This window comes from Dietzia sp. WMMA184 (assembly GCF_002441635.1).
Lineage (GTDB): Bacteria > Actinomycetota > Actinomycetes > Mycobacteriales > Mycobacteriaceae > Dietzia > Dietzia kunjamensis.
In genome coordinates, this window is the sequence record NZ_NXEI01000001.1 from 2,125,145 (window position 1) to 2,146,129 (window position 20,985).

Sequence of the window (20,985 nt, forward strand, 5' to 3'; positions counted from 1 at the left end):
CTCCCACCCCCGCCCGTCGCCGGTCAGAGCAACCCCTGCCGACTGGCCACGTACACCGCCTCGGCACGCCGGGAGACCTTGAGTTTGCGCAGGATGTTGCTGATGTGGAACTTGGCGGTGGTGGCCGAGATGAACAGGGCCTGACCGATCTCCTTGTTCGACATCCCCTCCGCCAGCAGCGTCAGGACCTCGATCTCCCGGGCCGACAGGGCCTCGGACGCCGAGCCCCCGCCCTTGAGAGCGTCGAGCACCATCGACGCGGTCCGGGTGTCGAAGGCGCTCTGCCCCGCCGACACCGACCGGACGGCGGTCACCAGCTCGGTGACATCCACGTTCTTGACCACGTACCCACGTGCTCCGGCCCGGACCGCACGCACGACTATCGCCTTGTCGAGGAAGGTGGTGAGCACCAGCGGGGCGACGTCGGGGAACAGGTCCCGGACCGCTGCACAGACCCGCAGTCCGTCGAGTTCGGAGCCGCTCCCTAGTTTGAGGTCGATCACCGCGACGTCCGGGCGGGTCGAGGTGATGACCTCCAGCGCCGAGTCCGCGGTCGACGCCTCCCCGACCACCTCGATATCGGGTTCCCGCTGCAGCATCAGCCGCAGCCCTTCTCGGAGGACCGCGTGATCGTCCACCAGGACGGTGCGGATCGTCGCCGGTGGGGTCATGGGGCCGGCCGCCGACGGGGTCATCGGACCGGCCGCCGGTCCGCACCGTCGACGCGGGGCGCCACCACCGTGATCGCCACCCCGCCCAGCTCGGACTCCGCGATGCTCATCACGCCCCCCACCAGTTCCGCCCTCTCCCTCATGTTGACCAGCCCGTGGCGCTCGTCGGGGGACCCGGTCCGGGCCGCTTCGAGCAGGTGGCGCAGGTCCTCCGGCCGGCCCTCGCCGTCGTCCTCCACGGTCAGACCCACGGCCTCGTCACTGAAGTCCACAGTCACCACCACTCCGTTCCCCCGCGAGTGTCTCGCGGCGTTCGCGAGCGCCTCACCGGCGATCCGGAGCAACTCGTGCTCGATCTCGTGGGTCGTGGGGAACTCGCTGCCGAGGAGCCTGACCTCGGTGGACATGCTCGACGGGACGTGGAGACGGCAGAGATCCTCGATCAGCCGACTCAGGCTCCCGTCACCGTCGTCGATCGTGCGGAGGGCGTAGATCACGGACCGCAACTGTTCGACGGCCTGGTCGGTCAGATGCACCGCCTTCTCGAGCAGCGGCCGCTGCTGCTCGGCCCGTCCCACCGCGTCGAGGCCGAGTTGGAGATGCATCCCCGCGCCGAGGACGAGCTGGGACACGCTGTCGTGGAGTTCCCGGGCCATCCGCGACCGTTCCACGTCGAGGATCCGCTGGCGATGCGCGGCGTCGAGCTCCCGGTGGGCGATCTCGAGTTCGGAGTTCCGCCGGGACAGCTCCACCACGTGCCCCCGGGCCTCCTCGTACGCCTCCTCCGCCCGCGCGAGCAGCGTCTCCTTGTCCCGGAACAGGACGGAGTTGTGCAGGGCCACGGCCGCCTGCGCGGCGAGGATCCGCAGGACCACGGTGTCGATGTCATCGGCCGGTCTCCCGGGGTGGCGCCACGACGCCAGCCCGCCGATCACCCCGCCGTGCAGGATCAGCGGCACGGTCACCGCGTCGGGGCCGCCGGCCTCGGCCACCTCGGCGGAGCGGCCGCCCCGGAGCACCGCGAGCAGGACGTTGACCACACCCTTGGGCAGACCGTCCGGCACCGGCGCGAGATCCCGCCCCTCGAACGCCACGAAGCGCCCCTCGGGGTCCACGAGGACGTGCCGTGGTTCGACGGACGGGAGCTGACCGTCCCGGAGGGCCACCAGCGCCCACTGGGCGTCGAGCTGGTCGTACGCGACCCTGAGGACGGACAGCATCAACTCCTCGGGCCCCTCGGCGGTCCGCACCAGCGCCCCGGAGACGCGATCGAGTGCGTGCATGGACCGTCGCAGCCGCGATTCGGCCGCACGGTACTGGTCGAAGAAACTTCTCTTGACCGACCGCAGGCCGAGGAGTGAGTCCAGGTCCGTGGGCCCCTCGGTCATGACGCCTCCCGATAGAGCCGTTCGACGTCCTCGAGGGTGACGGGACGCGGATTCGTGGCCATGCAGAGATCGTCGAGCGCGTGCGCGGCCAACGTGGGGATGTCCTCGCCCCGGACTCCCAGGAGCGAGAGTCCCGACGGGATCCCGACCGACGCGGAGAGGTCCCGGAAGCGGTCCGCGACCCGGTCCGTCACCTGGCCGCCCCGGGAACCGACGGTGACGCCGGCCGCGCGCGCCAGGCCGGCCATGCGGTCCGGAGGCATCACCACCCCGTTGTGTCGGACGACATGGGACAGCAGGACCCCGTTGATCTGGCCGTGGGACGAGTCGTACCGCCCGCCCACCGGGTGGCTCATCGCGTGGACCGCCCCCAGCACGGCGTTGCTGAACGCCATCCCCGCCTCGAGCGACGCCAGCGCCATGTCCTCCAGCTGCACGTGACTGAGCCTCTCGCCGGCCGCGAGCCTGTCGAGCGACCGCGCGCACAGCTCCACGGACCGCAGGGCGTGGGAGTCCGTCAGCGGGCCCGCCGCGCGCGAGAAGTACGCCTCCACCCCGTGCGAGAGCACGTCGATCGCGGTCGCCGCCCCCACGTCCTCGGGGACGGTCGCATGGGTACTCGGGTCGATGACCGTCACGTCCGGCACCAGCGACCGACTCACGATGGTCACCTTGGTCCGGCGGTCCGAGTCGTTGACCACGCAGAACTGCGAGACGTCGGCCCCACTGCCCGCCGTCGTCGGCACGGCCACCACCGGGGGCAGCGGCAGCCGGACACGGTCGACCCCCTCGTACTCGAGGACGTGCCCGCCGTTGGAGACGACGAGCGCGACCCCCTTGGCGGCGTCGATCACCGAGCCGCCGCCCACCGCCACGATCACGTCGCACCCCGAGGAGTGATAGGTCTGCGCGCCCTCGAGGATCTGGGACGCGCGCGGGTTGGGGCGGACGTCGGACCACACGACCGGCTCGGCACCCTGTGCCCTCAGCCCCTCGACGACCGTGCCCGGCCACGGGGTGAGTTCGAGCCACGGATCGGTGACGACGAGGGGGCGACGTGCGCCCAGTCCCATGGCGGCGGTCGCGGCCTCGGGCAGGGCTCCGAAGCCGAAGAGGATCTCCGGCGCGTGGAACTTCGCCACCCGGCCTTCCGACGACATGACCTCACGATAGGCCCGGGGCATCTCAGGCGAGCGAGCTTCCCAGCAGACCTGCCCGTTCGGACAGTTCCGCGGGGTCACGCGCGGTCACCACCCCGTCCAGGTATCGCGCATACGCGCTCAGTCCGCACGTGGGCCGGTTCCAGTACCTCCGGGCCTCCGGGGTGATCCACGCCATCCGGTGGGCCCGCCTGCTGATGCGGCCCACCAGGTCCTCCCGCGGATCGAGCCCGTTGCTCCGCCCGTCACCCACGATGAGGACCGAGGTCCGGGCGTCGATCAGGTCGCCGTTGCGGTCGAGCAGCTCGGCGAACATCCGGCCGTAGTCGCTGCTCGCCTCGAGATCCAGTCCGGGTGCGGACAGGACGGTCGCCAGCGCGTTCTCGCCGGACGACGACAGGAGGTGGTCCGTCACGTCGACGGGTCGGTCGACAAAGGCGACGACCGAACACCGGTTGACCTTCTGGTGCAGGCTCTGGGCCAGCCGCAGGACGAAGCCGGTGACGGGCCGGACCGAGAGCGACACGTCGACCAGGATCAGCAGCTTGAGCGGACCGGGGACGCGGGTCCGGTTCATGATGGTGAACGCCTCGCCGTCCGTCGCCCACGCCCGACCCAACGTGGAGCGAGAATCGAGCAGTCCGCGGGCGAACGGTCGCGATCGTCGGCGGGGGGCGCCACGGATGCGGCGCATCACCTCGTGGGACGCGCGTTCGAGGTCGGCGCTGTCGGTCACCTCCCGGCCACCCCGGACCTCGTCGTCGTCGACACGTCCGTCGGTGGCGTCCTCCGGGAGGCTCTTCAGGAACGCGAGCACCGCGTCGACGAACATCCCCGCCTGCTCGCCTCTCAGATCCCCGCCGTCGTCACCGTGCGCCGCATACACCTGACGGGCGTCGTAGCCGTCGAGGGTCCGCAGGACGTCGAGCGCGTCCGCCCATTCCAACGACTCCTCACCGGACACCGAGATCGCGGAGGACCCCATCTCGCCGACATGGTCCGATGACGCGCGGTCCACCTCGATCTCGTAGGTGACCGAGGACTGCCACCGCTCCGCCCCCTCCTGGACCGCGAACTCCTCCTCCCCGGTCGCGGTCGAGAAGTCTGAGTCGTCGTAGTGCATGTCCTCGTTCCGCCGGCTCGTCTCGTCTCCCTCGACCAGATCCCCGATCTCGGCCGGGTCCAGGTCCGACGGGGTGGAGGGCGAGGACTCGTCCGTGTCCAGCTCCAGTTCGTCGGGCAGTCCGCCCACCTGCGGGGCGCCGCCGTGGGCCCCTCCGGCGTCCTCGGTACGGGTGGTCAGCACGCCCAGGAAGAAGCGGTCGAACACCGCGTCGAATCCCCGGTTCTCCCGCTGGTACTTGACCGTCACCGCACGGAGCGCCGCCCGCAGGGCCTCGGGCCGGGACGTCCCGACCATCGCGAGGACTGTCCGCAGCTCCACCACCTCGGCCGGGGAGACCGCCACCTCGCGCTCCCTGAGGAGTCGGCCGAACGCCACGGAGGCGATGTCAAGGACATCCGAGGGCGAGAGGCGGGACGCCGTCCCGGTCGTCATCGCCGTCCGGTCCCGCGCCCGGCCCCGCTGCGGGCCCGACCGGCCCCGAACGCGGCGGAGGTCGACGCCCCGGTCGCATCGGCGGCCGCCCTCATGTCCCGCCCGTTCCCTGCCGGCTCCTCTCCGGGGGCGCCCCCACCGCCGAGCACGCCGCGGGCGACATCGTCGTCGGACCGGTACTTCAGAAGGGCGGCGGACAGGACCCAGCCGAGCTCCGGACCGTCTCCTCCCCACACCGACGCGGCGCGGGCCGCGTCCACCACCTCGGAGATCGACGGAGGCTTGCGCAGCGGCATCTCGCGCAGTCGCCGCGCCTTCTCCACCACATCGGCCGCCACGGTCTCCGGAACCTCCGGTGCGCGGGATCGGACGATCTCCGTCTCCCGTGCGGCGTCTGGGAAGTCCACGTGGAAGTGCAGGCACCGGCGCTTGAGGGCACTCGACAGCTCCCGGGTGTCGTTCGAGGTGAGGATCACCCAGGGGGTGGTGCGTGCGCGGTAGGTGCCGAGCTCCGGGATCGTCACCTGTTTCTCCGCGAGCACCTCGAGCAGCATCGCCTCGAGCGACTCCTCCGTCCGGTCGATCTCGTCGATGAGCAGGACCACCGGGTCCTCGGACATGATCGCCTCGAGCAGCGGCCGAGTGACCAAGAAGTCCTCACCGTGGATCCCCACCTCCATCTCCGCCAGCGCGGCAGAGGCGGCGGCGAGATCCTCGTGCACCTGCAGTTCCACCGTGATCCGATCCCGGAGCATCTGGACGTGGAGCAACTGCTTGGCGTAGTCCCACTCGTACAGTGCCCGGGCGTCGTCGAGTCCCTCGTAGCACTGCAGCCGGACTAGCCGCCGACCGAACGCGGAGGCGAGCGACTTGGCCAGCTCGGTCTTGCCCACACCGGCCGGCCCCTCCAGCAGCAGCGGCCTGTCGAGGACCGTCGCCAGGTGCACGACCGTCGCGAGTTCCCGGTCGATGATGTAGCCCGTCCCGCGGAGCGCCTCCTGCAGGACCTCCACGTCGATCACCGCGTCCGCGGGACCCACCTCGTCGGGGCGATCGTCGATGACGTCCATGGTCGGGCCCTTCCCGTGTTCTGGATGGTGGTGTCCCCCCGGGGGGCGCGCGGGACGGATCCGCTCGCCCGCCCCCGGGGAGGACCTGGTGGGGTTAGTGCGACCTGCCGGCGCGAGACGGTCAGTACGAACCGGTCATCGCGTGTTCGACCATCGGGATCAGTGACTCGACCGTGGACTCACGCGGGTTACCCGGGGTGCACGCGTCCCCCATCATGTGTTCGGCGATCCTGCGGATGTTCTCCGCCGAGGTATCGATCCTGTCGCCCTTGCCCTTGTACTTGCCCGTGTCCATCTGGTTCTTCTCGTACAGCCCGGGCGTGATCTGACTGAAGTTGTCGGGGATACCGACGTCCTTGGACAACCGGATGGCGGCCTCCACCGCGGCGTCGGCGGCCTGGACGGTCGTCATGTTGCGGGTGTCCACGCCCATCTGCGGCGCGAGTTCCGCGTAGCGCTGGTAGCGGGACGGCAGGTTGTACTCCCACACCCGGGGCAGGGCGATCGCGTTGTTCAGACCGTGGTGCGTGTCGTAGTAGGCGCTGATCGCGTGGGACATCGAGTGGATCATGCCCAGGCCGCCCGAGTTGAACGCCTGCGTCGCGATGTACTGCGCGTTCATCATCCCGGTCCGCGCCTCGAGGTTGCGGGGGTCGTACACGGCCGTCGTGAGGTTGTCCGCCACGAGTTTGGTCGCGTACAACGCATTGCCCAGCGACGGGGCGAAGTCGAGCCGCGAGACGTACGGCTCCGAACAGTGCGCGAGGACGTCGAAGCCGCAGTAGGCGGTGAAGTGCTGGGGGCAGGAGTAGTAGAGGAGCGGGTCGTCCATCGCCAGCGAGACCAGGCTGGCGTCGTCGAACGCGACCCACTTGTGCGGGTGGTCCATGTCCGAGGTGTCGGTGATCACGTAGGCCCACGAGGTCTCCGCACCGGTCCCCGCAGTGGTGGACACCGCGATGTGCGGCGGGTTCTCGAAGTTGGTGGACTTGGAGAAGCCCTGGAACTCGTTGATGTCGCGGCCGTCGTGGGCGATCACCACGCGCGCGCCCTTGGCGGCGTCGTGGCTGGAGCCACCGCCCACCGAGATGATGCCGTCGCACTTCTCCGAGTTGTAGAGGGCCGCGGCGTCCATGACGTTGTAGTCCTTCGGGTTGGACTCGACCTTGTCGAAGACCACGACGTCGAGCCCCTGATACTCGATCTTGCCCTTGAGCTCCTCGATGATCCCCGACCCGCGTAGTCCGGTGGTCATGATGAGAACCCGGGTCATCCCCAGCTTCTTGGCCTCCACGCCGAGGATGTCGTGTGCTCCGACACCCAGCAGAGCCTTGGGGAGAGGGTGGAACTCCTTGATCGGCATGTCCCAGATCTGATTCAGTTCGATCGCCATCGTGCGCCTCCTGCTCGAGCGACCCCCACCTTCGGCGGGGCGGTGAATGTGACACCGATCACTCTTGCCCGGCGGCCGCCCTGTCCGGAACAGCTACTGCGGTGTTCTGTCCACCCGGCACACACGGACAACCCGGATGGCACCGCCGCACCTACCCGAACGGACGGGCCCGGGCCGATTCGTCCCCGACATTCAGGCCACCGTCGCCGTCGCGATCCCCGCGCCCCTCACGCCCCGAAGCGCTGATCGAGGACGCGACACCGCGCCTCGGCCGCCGCGACGGTGGAGGCGTCCGCGTACCGGGACCGGGCCAGGCTCCGCCACGCGGCGAGGTCCTCCCGCCCGGCGCCGGCGACCCAGGCCCTGAGGACGGGGAGCCGATCAGCGGACAGGACCGCGGCCCGCACCATCGAGTGGAGCTCGAGCCGCAGGTCGGCCACCCCGGGAGCGTCCGAGGCCGGCAGGATAGGTCCCGGATAGGAGGCCACCGCCTTCATCACGTCCCCGGAATCGAGTGCGTCCGTGACCTCTCGGACGTCGGTGACCAGAGCGCCCGGGGCCAGGCGGTAGGGCCTCGAGGCCACCACATCCGGCCCGAACACCCGCCGGAGGCGGGAGACCTCGGCGCGGACGCTGACCTCGTCGAGCCTGTCGTCGGCGAGCAGTTCCGCGAGCGCCCCTCCCGTCAACCCCTCCGGATTCGCGTCGAGCAGGACACAGATCTCGGCATGCCTGCCGGTCAGGGCACGCCCCGCGCCTCCCGGGCCGTCCCCGTCGAGGACGCCGGCCCCCGCACCGAGCACCCGCAGCCTCACACGCCCTCCGAGGGGGTGGTCGACCCCGCCTCGCCGGGGGACGACGAGGCCGGCGGCCGTGCGCAGCTCGCCCTCGGCGAGCATCACCGTCGCCCGTATCAGCGCGAGCATCTGGTCCGAGGTGGCGCTGCTCGGGCCGGTGACGTCGATGAGCCCGATCAGTTCACCCGTGGCGGGGTCGTGGACCGGTGCCGCCGCACAACTCCATTCGTGGGCCATCTCAAGATAGTGCTCGGATCCGCGGACCCGCACCTCGGTGTCGTGCCTCAGCGCGAGCCCCGGCGCGTTGGCCCCGACCGCCTCGTCCGTCCAGACCGCGCCGGGGATGAACGCCATGGACTCCGCGCGGGACCTGACCCCGCGGTCACCGATCACCCGCAGCAGTCGTCCCCGCTCGTCCGCGACAGCGACGATGTGCCCGCTGGAGACCACCCCCGGGACGAGGACGGACTCGACCACCGGGAGGACCGACGCCATCCGGTGCTGCGCCACGTGGCGGGAGAGGTCCGGACCCTCCAGTTCGACCGACGGCGCGACCACCGTGGGGTCGATCCCCCGGTGCCTGCTGCGCTCCCACGACTCGGCCACCAGCAGGCTCGCCGCGGGTCCCGTACCCCCGAACATGACGCTAGTGTAACCCATATCACAGTAACGAGGATCACGAACCTGACGCGCCCCTCATAAACGGATCTAAATAGACCGTGCTGAACACGGTTGGCGAGCAACCCTCTACACTTGACAGTGGTACAGGCCACACATGACCTAAGGATCGCGATGACGACCGAGTTCGCCACCCCTCCCGCCTCGAAGCCCTTCCCCGTTCCGAACCTGGCCAGACTGGTGTTCAAGAACGCGGAGGAGGCCCCGAACGACGTCGCAGTGCTGCGCCGCGTCGGTAGCGACTGGAAAGAGGTCACCTGCGCCCAGTACCTGGAGGAGGTCAAGGGCGTGGCCAAGGGCCTCATCGCCCGCGGCGTCAAGCCGGGGGACCGCCTCGCGATCATGAGCCACACCCGCTACGAGTGGTCGCTGATCGCCTGGGCGGCCTGGTCCGTCGGCGCGGTGACGGTGCCGATCTACGAGACCTCGTCGTCGGCCCAGTGCAACTGGATCCTCACGGACTCCGGGGCGACCGTCGCGGTGGTCGAGGACCTCGACCTGCGTGGGGTGCTCGCCGCGGAGACCGAGTGGCAGGGCGACATCCTCGTCATCGAGAACGATCTCGTCGCCCAGCTCACCGAGGCCGGCGCGGCCGTCTCCGACGAGGAGCTCGAGCAGGCCTCGCTGGCGATGGGCCACGAGGACCCCTGCGCGATCGTCTACACCTCCGGCACGACCGGCAAACCCAAGGGCTGCGAAATCCTGCACGGCGGGTTCGGCGGCGTCGTGGTGGCCGTGGAGGAGCAGCTCCAGGACGCGTTCGTACCCAACAGCCGCACCCTGATCTTCCTGCCGCTGGCCCACGTCCTCGCCCGCATCCTGGAGGTGGCCTGCTTCTACAAGCGCGTGGCCGTGGCGCACGAGCCGGACACCACCAAGGTCATCGAGCGCCTCGGCGAGATCCACCCCACCTTCCTGGTGTCGGTGCCGCGCGTGCTGGAGAAGGTCTACAACTCCGCCGCGGCAAAGGCAGAGAACGCCGGTGGCGCGAAGGCCAAGATCTTCAAGGCCGCCGTCCAGACGGCCATCGACTACTCCAAGGCCCTCGAGAACGGCGGCCGGCCGTCGGCCGCGCTGAAGGTCAAGCAGAAGCTCTACTCGAAGCTCGTCTACTCGAAGCTGCACGACGCACTGGGCGGCGAATGCGACCGCATCATCTCGGGCGGTGGGCCGCTGGGCGCCCGCCTGGGCCATTTCTTCCGCGGCGCCGGGTTCGACCTGCTCGAGGGCTACGGCCTGACCGAGTCCTCGGGCGTCCTCACCGTCAACCCGACCAACCGGGCCAAGATCGGCACCGTCGGCACGCCGATCCCGGGCGTCACAATCCGCATCGCCGAGGACGGCGAGGTCCTGGCCAAGGCCAAGACACTGTTCAAGGGCTACTGGCGAAACCCGGAGGCGAGCGAGGCCGCGTGGACCGGCGAGTGGTACCACACCGGTGACATCGGCGAGCTCGACTCCGACGGCTACCTGTCCATCACGGGTCGCAAGAAGGACCTCATCGTCACCGCCGGCGGGAAGAACGTCTCGCCGTCACAGCTCGAGGACCTGCTCACCTCCGACCCGCTGATCAGCCAGGCCGTCGTGGTGGGCGACAACCGCAGCTACATCGCGGCGCTCGTCACGATCGACCCGGAGACGTTCCCGGCGTGGCGGGACAGACACGGCAAGACCGGCGAGGTCTCGGACCTGCTGCAGGACGGCGACCTGGTCGGCGCGGTCCAGGACGCGGTGGACCGGGCCAACAAGTCGGTCTCCCGCGCGGAATCCATCCGCAAGTTCAAGATCCTCGCGGCCGAGTTCTCCGTCGAGTCCGGCGAACTCACTCCCACCCTCAAGCTCAAGCGCAAGGTCGTGCACGACCGGTTCGACAGCGAGATCGAGTCGCTGTACACCGGCGCCTAATCCGCCGATCGTGGGAGCGCCCGGGCCCGGACGGGTTCCGGGCGCTCCCACATCCGCCCGATCAGACGTACATGCCCTCGATCTGCTCGGCGTAGTGCTGCTCGACCACGTGCCGCTTGACCTTGAGGGTCGCCGTCAACTCGCCCGAGTCCTCAGTGAAGTCGCGGGGCAGTACGACGAACTTCTTGACGCCCTCGGCGTGTGAGACCTGCCGATTGGCATCGTCCACGGCGGCCTGGATCTCGGCGCGCAGCGCGGGGTCGGTGACCAGGTCCTCGACCGGCCGGCCGCTGCGATCGTTCTCCGCCGCCCAGTTCTCGAGCTCGACCTCATCCACCGTGATCAGCGTGGAGACGAACTTACGGGCCTCACCGATGAGGACCGCGTGGCCGACGAGTCGATGCGCCCGGATCGCGTCCTCGATCTGCCCCGGCGAGACGTTCTTGCCGCCGGCGGTGACGATGATCTCCTTGGCGCGACCGGTGATCGTCAGGTATCCGTCCGCGTCGAGCGAACCGAGGTCACCGGTGGCGAACCAGCCGTCGCGGACGGCCTCGGCGGTGGCCTCCTCGTTGTTCCAGTAGCGGTCGAAGATCAGCTCGCCGGCCAGTTCCACCTCACCGCTGTCGGCGATCCGGACGCTCGTCCCGGCCACGGGTCGCCCGACGGTGCCGATGCGCTGGCAGCCGGGACCGTTCACGGTGGCGGCGGCGGTGCTCTCGGTGAGCCCGTAGCCCTCGTAGACGGGCACGCCGACTCCGCGGAAGAAGTGCGAGATGCGGTCGGGCAGGGCGCCGCCGCCGGAGATGGCGTACTCGCACCGGCCGCCGAGCGCCTCGCGGATGGCCTTGTAGACGAGCAGGTCGAGCGCCTTGTACCGGGCGGCGTGCAGGAGCGAGGGCCGGCGCGCGTCGTCCAGTCCGTCGTTGCCGCGCAGACGGCTGTCCTCGATGGCGACCGCTTCGGCGCGCTCGAAGATCCCCCTCTGAACCGCGCCCTTGGCGGCGGCCTTCGTGGCGATCCCGTCGCGCACCTTCTCGAAGACGCGGGGGACCCCGAGAATCATGTGCGGCCGGAAATCGGCGAAGCGCGGGAGGATGGTGGAGGTGTCGTCCCAGAAGCCGACGGTCGCGTCACCGAGGTAGACCGTGTAGGTCACGGCGCGGGCGAGCACGTGGGCCAGTGGCAGGAACATCAGGACCTTCTTGCCCTGCTGCGCCATCGACCCGATGGGGTGGTCGAGCAGCGCGTGACACTCCGACAGGAGGTTGCGGTGGGTGATCACGCAACCTTTGGGCCGTCCGGTGGTGCCGGAGGTGTAGATGATCGAGGCGGGGGTGTCGAGCTCGAGAGTGGCCACCGCGGCGTCCAGGGTCTCGGCCTCGACGGACTCGCCGTCGGCCTCGAGGGCCTCGAGCCCGCCGTCGTCGAGGTAGAGGATCCGGGTGCAGGTGTCGGGGACGGTCGTGTCTCCGACGACGACGACGTGTTCATTGTTCTCGGCCACGAGAACCTTCGCCGCGGAGTCGGCGAGAATCCATTCGAGTTGCCCCGCCGAGGATGACGGGTAGATCGGCACGGTGATGGCTCCGGCGGTCCAGACGGCGAGATCGACCAGCACCCATTCGAGGCGGGTTCCGGCCATGAGCGCCACCCTGTCCCCGGGCTCGACGCCGGCCGCGATGAGTCCGGCCGCGATCCTGTCCACGCGCTCGACGAGTTCGGCGTTGGAGACGGATCGCCACCGGCCGTCGACGTGATGGTCGAACGGGACCGCCCGCGGCGCCGTGGCGGCGCGCCCTCGCGCCACCACCGGGATCAGGTCGGAACGTATGAAGTTTCGCTGGGCGGGGACGGTGATCTCGCGCATGCCGGAGGCGGCCTTTCGGGCGACGATGAAAATGGAGCGCAGTCGATTATCGGCCCGACGGGCGCTCGTGGCAATCAGGGGACCATTCCCTGGCCACACCCTCGTGCCATCTCGACCCATCGCGTACACTCGCGAATAGACAGACCTGTTCATTCTTCAGAACGGAACACACCATGGCGCAGATCTACTCCGACATCTCTGAGACCATCGGCAAGACCCCGCTGGTCCGTCTCAACTCCCTGACCGAGGGACTGCAGGCCACCGTCCTGGCCAAGCTCGAGTCCGCCAACCCGGCCGCGAGCGTGAAGGACCGCATCGGCGCGGCGATCATCGACGACGCGGTGGCGTCGGGCGGCCTCAAGCCCGGTGGCACGATCGTCGAGGGCACGTCCGGCAACACCGGTATCGCGCTGTCCATGGTCGCGGCGGCCCGCGGTTTCAAGGCCGTCATCGTCATGCCCGACACCATGTCGGTCGAGCGCCGCGCCGTGATGCGCGCCTACGGTGCCGAGCTCATCCTCACGCCGGGCTCCGAGGGCATGAAGGGTGCGGTGGCCAAGGCCGAGGAGATCGCCGCGACGCGTGAGAACGCCGTCCTGGCGCGCCAGTTCGCCAATCCCGCCAACGTGGACGTCCACCGCCGCACCACCGGCCCCGAGATCTGGGAGGACACGGACGGCGACATCGACGTGTTCGTGGCCGGCATCGGCACCGGCGGCACCATCTCCGGCGCGGGCAACTACCTGCGCTCGCAGGAGTCGGACCTGCACATCGTCGCCGTCGAGCCCAAGGACTCGCCGCTGCTGACCGAGGGCAAGGCCGGACCGCACAAGATCCAGGGCCTGGGCGCTAACTTCGTGCCCGAGATCCTCGACCGCGAGATCTACGACGAGGTCATCGACGTGACCCTCGAGGACTCGCTGGAGATCGCCAAGCGGCTCGGCAAGGAGGAGGGCATCCTCGCGGGCATCTCCTCCGGCGCCAACGTGTGGGCCGCCCTCGAGATCGCCAAGCGCCCCGAGAACGCCGGCAAGACCATCGTCGTCATCGTGTGCGACTACGGTGAGCGCTACGTCTCCACGATGCTGTTCGAGGACTACCGCGACTGATGACGCCGACGTCCGATCGCCCGGTGGGGTTCTGGCGCACGCTGCGCGAGGACCTCGCCGCGGCGCGCGCCCATGACCCCGCCGCCCGGGGCGACGTCGAGAACGCCGTCGTCTACTCCGGCCTCCACGCCATCTGGTTCCACCGGCTCTCGCACCGGCTGTGGAACGCCGGCGGCGCCGGCCGCACCGCCGGACGCGTCCTGTCCCAGTTCTCCCGATTCCTCACGGGGATCGAGATCCACCCCGGCGCCACCATCGGCCGACGGTTCTTCATCGACCACGGGATGGGCGTCGTCATCGGTGAGACCGCGGAGATCGGCGACGACTGCATGCTCTACCACAGCGTCACCCTCGGCGGGGTCTCGCTCAAGCAGACCAAGCGCCATCCCACCCTGGGCGACCGCGTGACCGTGGGCGCCGGCGCGAAGATCCTGGGTCCCGTCGAGATCGGTGACGACTCCTCGGTCGGCGCCAACGCCGTCGTCGTCAAGAGCGCCCCCGCCGACTCGATCGTCGTGGGCATCCCGGGCGAGGCACGGCCTGCCAGGTCCACCAAGGAGGAACTGCGCGACGCGCAGTTCTACATCGATCCGGCCATCTACATCTGAGCCAGATCCCATCGAGAAGACCGTTCCGCACGCATCGCCCGAGTGACGGCGTGCGGAACGGTCTTCTCGTTGACGGACTAGGCTTTCCGGCTGTGCGGACGCTTCCGACTACCTACTGGCTGCGCGCCCCGCTGGCACTGCTGGCCCTCGCCTCGGTGGTCATGGTGCTGCGGGTGCCCGACGAGCGGACCCCGTGGTGGGGCATCACCGGGAACTTCCTCGACGTCAACGTCTACCGCTGGGGCGGCAGCGCCGTCCTGAACTCGATCCCGTTGTACGACGGACTGCTCTCGGGTGACGACTCCGGGCGCTTCTACCCGGAGATGCCGTTCACCTACCCGCCGTTCTCGGCGCTGCTGTTCGCCCCTCTGGACCTGGTGACCCCGCGGCTGATGGAGGCGGCGTGGCTCGCGCTGACCCTCGTCCTGCTCTACCTCGCGGTCCGGATGTGCCTCCGTGCGCTGGACTACCGCCCGGACCGGGTCACCGCCCAGGTCTCGCTGTGTCTCGCACTCATCGCCCTGTCCACCGAGCCGGTGCGGACCACCGTGTGGTTGGGCCAGATCAACATCCTCCTCCTGGTCCTGGTCCTGGCCGACCACCTCGCCTGGAGGTCGGGCCGCCGGTGGGCGGGGATCGGTTCGGGCCTGGCCGCGGGCATCAAACTCACCCCGGCGTTCTTCTGGGCGCACTGGGTCCTCACCGGACGCTGGCGGATGGCCGTCGTCTCCGGGGCGGCGTTCGGCGGCACTGTCGCCCTCGGCTTCCTACTGATCCCCCGCGACGCCGTGCGGTACTGGTCGGGGACCCTGTTCGAGTCCCAGCGGATCGGGCACGACGCCATGTTGGCCAACCAGTCCCTGCGGGGTGCCATGGCCCGTCTCGCCGGCACGGAGATGGCGCCCACCTGGGCGTGGCTGCTCGGGGCCGCGGTGGTGGCAGCCGTCGGCCTGGGCGTCGCCGCGCTGGCCCATCGCGCCGGGCACCAGCTCCTCGCCCTGACGTTGGCCGGACTGACGATGACCATGGTCTCGCCGTTCTCCTGGGGCCACCACTGGGTGTGGTTCGTCCCGCTACTCGTGCTGACCGTGCACCACGCGATCGCCGCCCGGCGCTGGTATCTCTGGCTGCTGCCGGCGCTGCTCTGGGCGGCCACCGCGAACTGGGTGCAGAGCTTCCCCGACCCGAACTTCCCGGACGACCGCTGGGTGGCGATGGGCCTGTTCATGCTCGGCGGCGACATCCCGCCGGTCATCTACACCGTGATCACCAACGCCTACCCGCTGACCTGGTTGGCCGCGGTGGGGCTCGCCGCCCTCCTGCTCCTACGCCCCGGCCCGGACGGCGCTAGGCTGCGCGACTATGGGACGGCGGACGACTCGTCACCCGGCGCGCAGGATCCTCGCCGCGGGTGACGTCAGGCGAGAGGTGGCGACGCTCGCCGTCGAGGAACCACTCGAGATCAGGGTCGGCGGTCAGCCGTTCGTCGTGACCATGCGGACGCCGGGCGACGACATGGACCTCGCGGCGGGGCACCTGGTCTCCGAGGGGGCCGTCTGGAACCGCGAGCACCTGCCCGAGATCTGCTACTGCACCACCGTCAGCGGACGGACCGAACAGGACTACAACACCCTCACCGTGACCCTGTCACCGGACATCCCGGAGCCCCGCTCCGCGCGGGCGTCCACCATGAGCAGCGCCTGCGGCGTGTGCGGCGTGGACTCGATCGACGAGGTCCGGCGCTCGACCCACTTCCCGGCCGAGCCGGCGGAGCCGCTCATCGATCCCGCGGTCCTGCTGTCCCTGCCCGACCGGCTCCGCGAGCACCAGCGGGTCTTCGACAAGACGGGGGGCGTCCACGCGGCGGGGCTGTTCTCCCCCACCGGCGAACTGCTGTGCCTGCGTGAGGACGTGGGGCGACACAACGCGGTGGACAAGGTGGTCGGCTGGGCGTTGCGCGAGGGGCGATTGCCGCTGCGCGGGGCCATCCTGCAGGTCTCCGGCCGGGCCTCGTTCGAGCTCGTACAGAAGGCGTCGATGGCGGGGATCCCGCTCCTGTCCGCGGTGAGCGCGCCGTCGTCGCTGGCGGTGGACCTCGCCGCCGAGACCGGCGTGACCCTGGCCGCCTTCAGCCGGGTCGACCGCGCCACCGTCTACACCCACCCCGAGCGCATCCGCGACTGACTCCATCGCACCCCTGGCGGACTTGGTACCCCCTGGGGTATATTCCGGGCATGGTTTCCACGACTGACATAGACACGTTCGCCTCCCACCACCAGTAGGGCGCCGCGCTCATCGACGTCCGCGAATCCCACGAGTACGTCGCGGGCCACGTCCCCGGCGCGCGCCTGATCCCCCTGGGCGATGTCGCCTCCGCCCCGGACATCGCGCCGGAGGGGACCACCGTCTTCGTGATCTGCGCGTCCGGCAATCGCAGCAAGTCCGCGTGCCGGACACTGGAGGCCCGGGGCATCCCCGCCGTCAGCGTCGACGGAGGGACCAGGGCCTGGGCGGCGAGCGGACGGCCCGTGGTCACCGGGCCGGACGCGTCCTGACCTCCTGCGACCCGGCCACCGGGTAGCCACTCGTTCCACCGGCCGCGCCGACCGGGGCGGGATCGGCGCCGGGGTCGGGGTCGCCGGACGTGCCGGTGTCGGTGTCGGTGTCGGCGTCCCCGAGCGCGACGTACCCGCGACCGGGCGCGACGAACAACAGCAGGACCGCCGCGCCCGCGGCCACCATCCCCAGGGCGAAGAGCGCCGACGAGATGCCGTCCGCGAAGATCCCGGCGGCCGCGTCGATGACGGCCTGCCCCGCCGGCCCGGCCGCGGCGCCGAATTCGCGGGCGCCGGCGAAGGAACTCTCGACCGCCTGCCGGCCGGCCTCGGGGACGCCGGGCAGGACGTCGACGATCCCCGCGGCGTAGCGCCCGGCCAGGATGCTGCCCGACAGCGCGATGCCGATCGCGGCGCCGACCTCACGCATCGCGTCGTTGACGGCGGCGGCCACGCCCTGCTCGTCGGACGGGACGTCCGAGACGATCGCCGACGTGGCAGGCGCGGTCGACAAGCCGAGCCCGATACTCGCGACGAGCATGGGCCAGAGGATGTCCCAGTACCCGGAGTCCACGGACAGCCGGGAGAGGAAGACCATCCCGGCCGCGATGGCCCCCACGCCCACCACGGACACCGCCCGCAGCCCCACGGCCGCGGTGATGCGCGGGGACAGCAGCGAGAAGACCATGACCGGCACGACCATCGGAGCCAGGGCCAGCGAGGCGGACAGGGCGTCGTAGTCCTTGACCAGCTGGAGGAACTGCACGATGAGCAGGAAGAACCCGAAGATGGTGAGGAACTGCAGCGCCACCGACACCGAGCCGGTGGTGAACCCGCGTCGGCGGAAGTAACGCACGTCGAGCAGGGGGTCCGCGACGCACAGCTCGACCAGGACGAAGGCCACGACGCTCACCGCCGCAACGAGGAGCGCCACGATCACCAGCGGCTCGGAGTAGCTGGTGTGCGCGCCCTCGATGAGTCCGAAGACCACCCCGCCCACCGCGAGGGCGGAGAAGACCGCCCCGAAGACGTCCGGCCTGCCGACGCGGGAGGCCACGGACTCGCCGATGGTGAAGGCGGCGACCAGGACGACCAGGCCGATGACGGCGTACACGCCGAAGATCGCCTTCCAGGTCCACACCTTGAGCATGAGCCCGGATCCGAGCAGGCCGATGATGCCGCCGACCCCGGCGAAGCCGGCCCACATGCCCACGGCCGCACCCCGGCGATCCGGCGGGAAGCTTGCCGTGAGCAGGGACAACGTGGAGGGCATGACGAAGGCGGCGCCGACACCGGCCACCGCACGGAGCATGATCACCCACAGCGGCGAGTCCAACCACAGGGGCAGCGCCGAGGAGACGGTGAACAGCGCCAGGCCCACGATGAGCGTGGCCCGGCGGCCGAAGCGGTCCCCCAGCGCACCGGCGGTGAGGACGAGCGCCGCCAGTGCCAGCGTGTAGGAGTCGACGATCCACGTCAGCTCGGCCTGGGTGGCACCGATGTCCACGGCGATGTCCGGCAGGGACGTGTACAGGGCGGACATCGTGGCCACCACCAGGGACACGGCCACGAGGTTGACGACCAGCAGCCACCGCCGCCGACCCGCACTCATCTCCAACATATCTGCCTCCGCTCCACGGAAACGATACCGTCGGTATCGCATGGTGCGCCCACCCTAGCGCACCGGACAGGCCACAATGGAGGCCATGTCGACCCCGGATCCGCGGCGCGCCCGCTCGCAGGGCAAGTTGCTCGACGCGGCGGCGTCGCTGTTGCTGTCCGGCGGCGCGGCGGCCGTGACCGTCGACGCGGTGACCCGGCTGTCGGGGGTCGCCCGCACCACCCTGTACCGCAACTTCCCGTCGACGGACTCGCTCATCGCCGCGGCGTTCCGGCGACTGCTGCCCACCCCGACACGCCCCCCGGCCGACCTGCCCGTCCGGGAGCAGCTCGTGCACCTGGCCGCCTCGATGACGCAGCTCATCCAGGACGCGCCGCTCCAGCAGTCGATGTTGGGGTGGCTGGCGATGGGCCGCGACGCCGGTGACGACGACGAGGTGGGCAGGCTCCGCCGCAGCGTGGTCGAGTCCTATACCGAGCCGCTGCACGCCGTCCTCTCCGATGCGGAGGAATCTGGAGCCCTCATCCCCGGCGACCGCGATCTGGCCGTGGCGCAGCTGGCCGGCCCCGTCGTCCTGGCCCGGATGATCGGCCTGCGCCCGTACACCGATCAGGACGTGGAGCGACTCGTCGACGACTTCCTCCGCGGCCGCCTGGCCGAGGACGCCGGATGACGGACGGCGGCACCTCGGACAGTGCTACCGCGGTCGCCGTCGGCGCGATCGTCCTCACCGGGGGTCGCGCGAGTCGCCTCGGCGGGGTCGACAAGGCGCGACTGGCGGTGGCGGGTCGGCCGATGGTCGAGGCGGTGCTCGGCGCCGCCCGGGCGGTGGCGGGCCCCGTCCGCACCGTGGGCCCCGGGGGCGACACCCGCGAGGATCCGCCCCACTCGGGACCCGTCGCCGGGATCGCCGCGGGACTGCGGGCGCTCCCGCCGTCGGTCGACCTCGTCGTCGTCGTCGCCTGTGACCTGCCGGACCTCGACGCCGCCACCCTCCGCGCCCTCCTCGCCGCGCTCCGGCCCGCCGCCACCACCCACGCCCCCGGCGCGGCACTCGCCGTCGACGTCGCCGGGCACGACCAGTATCTCCTCGCCGCGTGGGACCGCCGCGCCCTCGCCGCGCGCCTGGCCGCCCTGGAGGCCGACGGCGGCGTGGGCGGGCGACCGGTACGGGCCCTGTACGACGACGAGGAGGTCGTCCGCGTCCCCGTCGGCGACCCCGCGCGCGACGTGGACACGTGGGCCGACCTGGCCGGACACGGACCGGTCGCGCTCCCACAGGTGGGGGCGGTCCTGCGCGCCGGGCTCACCCCGCTGCCGGCGGACGTGCGCCCGCCCCTGGCAGCCGTCGGCGCGGTGCTCGCCGCACCGCTGGTCGCCGCGGACCCGATGCCGCGGGGGCCGGTGTCGGCGATGGACGGTTACGCGCTGGCCGGGCCCGGCCCGTGGCGACTGACCGGCGCCGCCCGCCGCGCCGGGGACGGCTCGTCGGCGACGCTGACCCCCGGCACGGCGGCGCCCATCGCGACCGGCGCCCTGGCCCCCGCCGGCTGCGATCGTGTGCTGCGGCACGAACTGGTGACGGTGACCCCGGCCCGCACCGGCCCCCCGGTGGTCACCGCACTGCCGGGGGGCGACGGGGTGAACGACCTCCGCCCCGTCGGCGAGGACTGGCCGGTCGGTCACGAACTGGCCCCGGCGGGGGCGGTGCTCGACGCCGCGCTGGCCTCCGCGGCCCTGTCCGCGGGGGTGACGGCCGCTCGGGTCCGGGGGCCGGTACGCGCGGCGGTGGTCACGACCGGTGACGAGGTCCTGTCCGCCGACACGCCCGCGCCGCTTCCGCCGGGTCGGATCCGCGACACGGTCGGCCCGCTGCTCGGCGGGGTCCTGGCGCGGGCGGGGTTCGTCGGCGTCGGCCCGCCCGGGCACTGCGCGGACACCCCGGACGCGCTCGACGCGCTGCTCGACGCCGGCTCCGGCTCCGTCGACGCGACGACCGGCGACGTGGTGGTGCTGGTGGGGGCCACCGGCCGCGGGGTGGCCGATCTCCTGCGCCCGGCCCTGGCGCGCACGGGCGCGCGGATCGTCCTCGACGGGGTCCGTGTCCGCCCGGGAGGGTCGCAACTCGTGGCCGTCCTCGCCGACGGGCGCATCCTGCTGGGGCTGCCCGGCAACCCGGTGGCGGCGGTGTCCGCGGCGGCGACCACGGGCCGGGCGCTGGTCGACGCCCTCACCGGCCGCCAGCGCACACCCGTTTCGAGGCGCGTCCACGGACTGGCCGACCTGGCCACCCCGGGCCGCTCGCGGATCCTGCCCGCCCGACCGGACGGCGCCGGCGGCTGGCACCTTGCCGACCGCGTGCGCACCGCGCACCTGGCGGATCTGGCGGGCGCGCCCGCCCTGGCCGTGGTGCCCGAGGGCGGGGGCCCCGACGCCGACGCCGGGGCCGACGACCTCGTGGAGATCATCGACTGGATCTGACCGGCCCGCGGCGGGGCGTTCCCGCAGGTCGGAGGGCGGCCCCAAATGACCAGTTCAGAAGGTATTTGAGATCACCGGCATCAAATGCGCCCGACCAGCTCGCAATATGGCACGCTCGGCG

At 71.0% G+C, this 20,985-nt stretch carries 17 protein-coding genes; 8 read left to right on the forward strand and 9 right to left on the reverse strand.

What is annotated here, in order from left to right; translation table 11 throughout:
• Positions 1-23: 23 nt before the first annotated feature.
• The 7 genes from CK206_RS09750 to CK206_RS09780 all read right to left on the reverse strand — a co-directional run bounded on the left by CK206_RS09750 (position 24) and on the right by CK206_RS09780 (position 8,679).
• Positions 24-695, reverse strand: a complete 672-nt coding sequence (locus CK206_RS09750; RefSeq protein WP_269502984.1) for a LuxR C-terminal-related transcriptional regulator — start codon at positions 693-695, stop codon at positions 24-26.
• Entirely contained in the window at positions 692-2,059 is a 1,368-nt protein-coding gene (locus CK206_RS09755) for an ATP-binding protein (RefSeq protein WP_067714959.1), read from the reverse strand. Before CK206_RS09755 ends, CK206_RS09750 begins: the two co-directional genes overlap by 4 nt.
• Positions 2,056-3,219: an iron-containing alcohol dehydrogenase gene (locus tag CK206_RS09760; protein WP_069389263.1), complete on the reverse strand. Its 1,164-nt coding sequence runs from the start codon at positions 3,217-3,219 to the stop codon at positions 2,056-2,058. Before CK206_RS09760 ends, CK206_RS09755 begins: the two co-directional genes overlap by 4 nt.
• 25 nt (positions 3,220-3,244) lie before the next feature.
• Positions 3,245-4,777: a VWA domain-containing protein gene (locus tag CK206_RS09765; protein ID WP_067714962.1), complete on the reverse strand. Its 1,533-nt coding sequence runs from the start codon at positions 4,775-4,777 to the stop codon at positions 3,245-3,247.
• Positions 4,774-5,847, reverse strand: a complete 1,074-nt coding sequence (locus CK206_RS09770) for a MoxR family ATPase (protein ID WP_067714965.1) — start codon at positions 5,845-5,847, stop codon at positions 4,774-4,776. Before CK206_RS09770 ends, CK206_RS09765 begins: the two co-directional genes overlap by 4 nt.
• 121 nt (positions 5,848-5,968) lie before the next feature.
• Complete coding sequence (mdo, locus tag CK206_RS09775) at positions 5,969-7,240, reverse strand: NDMA-dependent methanol dehydrogenase (protein ID WP_067714967.1); 1,272 nt, start codon at positions 7,238-7,240, stop codon at positions 5,969-5,971.
• 227 nt (positions 7,241-7,467) lie between these two features.
• Positions 7,468-8,679, reverse strand: coding sequence for a GAF domain-containing protein (locus CK206_RS09780; RefSeq protein WP_082923828.1), 1,212 nt, complete (start codon positions 8,677-8,679; stop codon positions 7,468-7,470).
• A 150-nt stretch (positions 8,680-8,829) separates the two neighbouring features.
• On the opposite strand from CK206_RS09780, the gene CK206_RS09785 reads away from it, so the two are divergent.
• Positions 8,830-10,620 carry a long-chain fatty acid--CoA ligase gene (locus CK206_RS09785; RefSeq protein WP_067714973.1) on the forward strand — a complete coding sequence of 597 codons (1,791 nt, stop codon included), beginning with the start codon at positions 8,830-8,832 and terminating at the stop codon, positions 10,618-10,620.
• 61 nt (positions 10,621-10,681) lie between these two features.
• Here CK206_RS09785 and CK206_RS09790 read toward each other — a convergent pair whose 3' ends face one another.
• Complete coding sequence (locus CK206_RS09790; protein WP_096906266.1) at positions 10,682-12,490, reverse strand: long-chain fatty acid--CoA ligase; 1,809 nt, start codon at positions 12,488-12,490, stop codon at positions 10,682-10,684.
• Between the two features lie 173 nt (positions 12,491-12,663).
• Here CK206_RS09790 and cysK point away from each other — a divergent pair, with 173 nt between their 5' ends.
• The 5 genes from cysK to CK206_RS09815 all read left to right on the forward strand — a co-directional run bounded on the left by cysK (position 12,664) and on the right by CK206_RS09815 (position 16,762).
• Positions 12,664-13,599 carry a cysteine synthase A gene (gene cysK / locus CK206_RS09795; protein ID WP_069390382.1) on the forward strand — a complete coding sequence of 312 codons (936 nt, stop codon included), beginning with the start codon at positions 12,664-12,666 and terminating at the stop codon, positions 13,597-13,599.
• Positions 13,599-14,207 (forward strand): serine O-acetyltransferase EpsC, encoded by a 609-nt coding sequence (gene epsC, locus CK206_RS09800; RefSeq protein ID WP_067714980.1) that lies wholly within the window; start codon positions 13,599-13,601, stop codon positions 14,205-14,207. The genes cysK and epsC overlap by 1 nt, the downstream gene beginning before the upstream one ends.
• Before the next feature lie 92 nt (positions 14,208-14,299).
• Complete coding sequence (locus CK206_RS09805) at positions 14,300-15,622, forward strand: glycosyltransferase 87 family protein (RefSeq protein WP_096906267.1); 1,323 nt, start codon at positions 14,300-14,302, stop codon at positions 15,620-15,622.
• On the forward strand, positions 15,570-16,391 hold the full coding sequence (gene fdhD, locus CK206_RS09810) for a formate dehydrogenase accessory sulfurtransferase FdhD (protein WP_096906268.1): 822 nt from the start codon (positions 15,570-15,572) through the stop codon (positions 16,389-16,391). Before CK206_RS09805 ends, fdhD begins: the two co-directional genes overlap by 53 nt.
• Before the next feature lie 110 nt (positions 16,392-16,501).
• A complete protein-coding gene (locus CK206_RS09815; protein WP_096906269.1) occupies positions 16,502-16,762 on the forward strand; it encodes a rhodanese-like domain-containing protein in 261 nt (86 codons plus the stop codon).
• Here CK206_RS09815 and CK206_RS09820 read toward each other — a convergent pair.
• Positions 16,740-18,383, reverse strand: a complete 1,644-nt coding sequence (locus CK206_RS09820) for an MFS transporter (protein ID WP_096906270.1) — start codon at positions 18,381-18,383, stop codon at positions 16,740-16,742. The two genes, CK206_RS09815 and CK206_RS09820, sit on opposite strands and share 23 nt — an antisense overlap.
• An 85-nt stretch (positions 18,384-18,468) precedes the next feature.
• Between CK206_RS09820 and CK206_RS09825 the strand changes: the two genes are divergently transcribed.
• Positions 18,469-19,056, forward strand: a complete 588-nt coding sequence (locus CK206_RS09825; protein WP_172812124.1) for a TetR/AcrR family transcriptional regulator — start codon at positions 18,469-18,471, stop codon at positions 19,054-19,056.
• The gene (locus CK206_RS09830) at positions 19,053-20,864 is read left to right on the forward strand and encodes an NTP transferase domain-containing protein (protein ID WP_096906271.1); all 1,812 of its coding nucleotides are present in this window, start codon (positions 19,053-19,055) and stop codon (positions 20,862-20,864) included. The genes CK206_RS09825 and CK206_RS09830 overlap by 4 nt, the downstream gene beginning before the upstream one ends.
• Positions 20,865-20,985 lie beyond the last annotated feature (121 nt).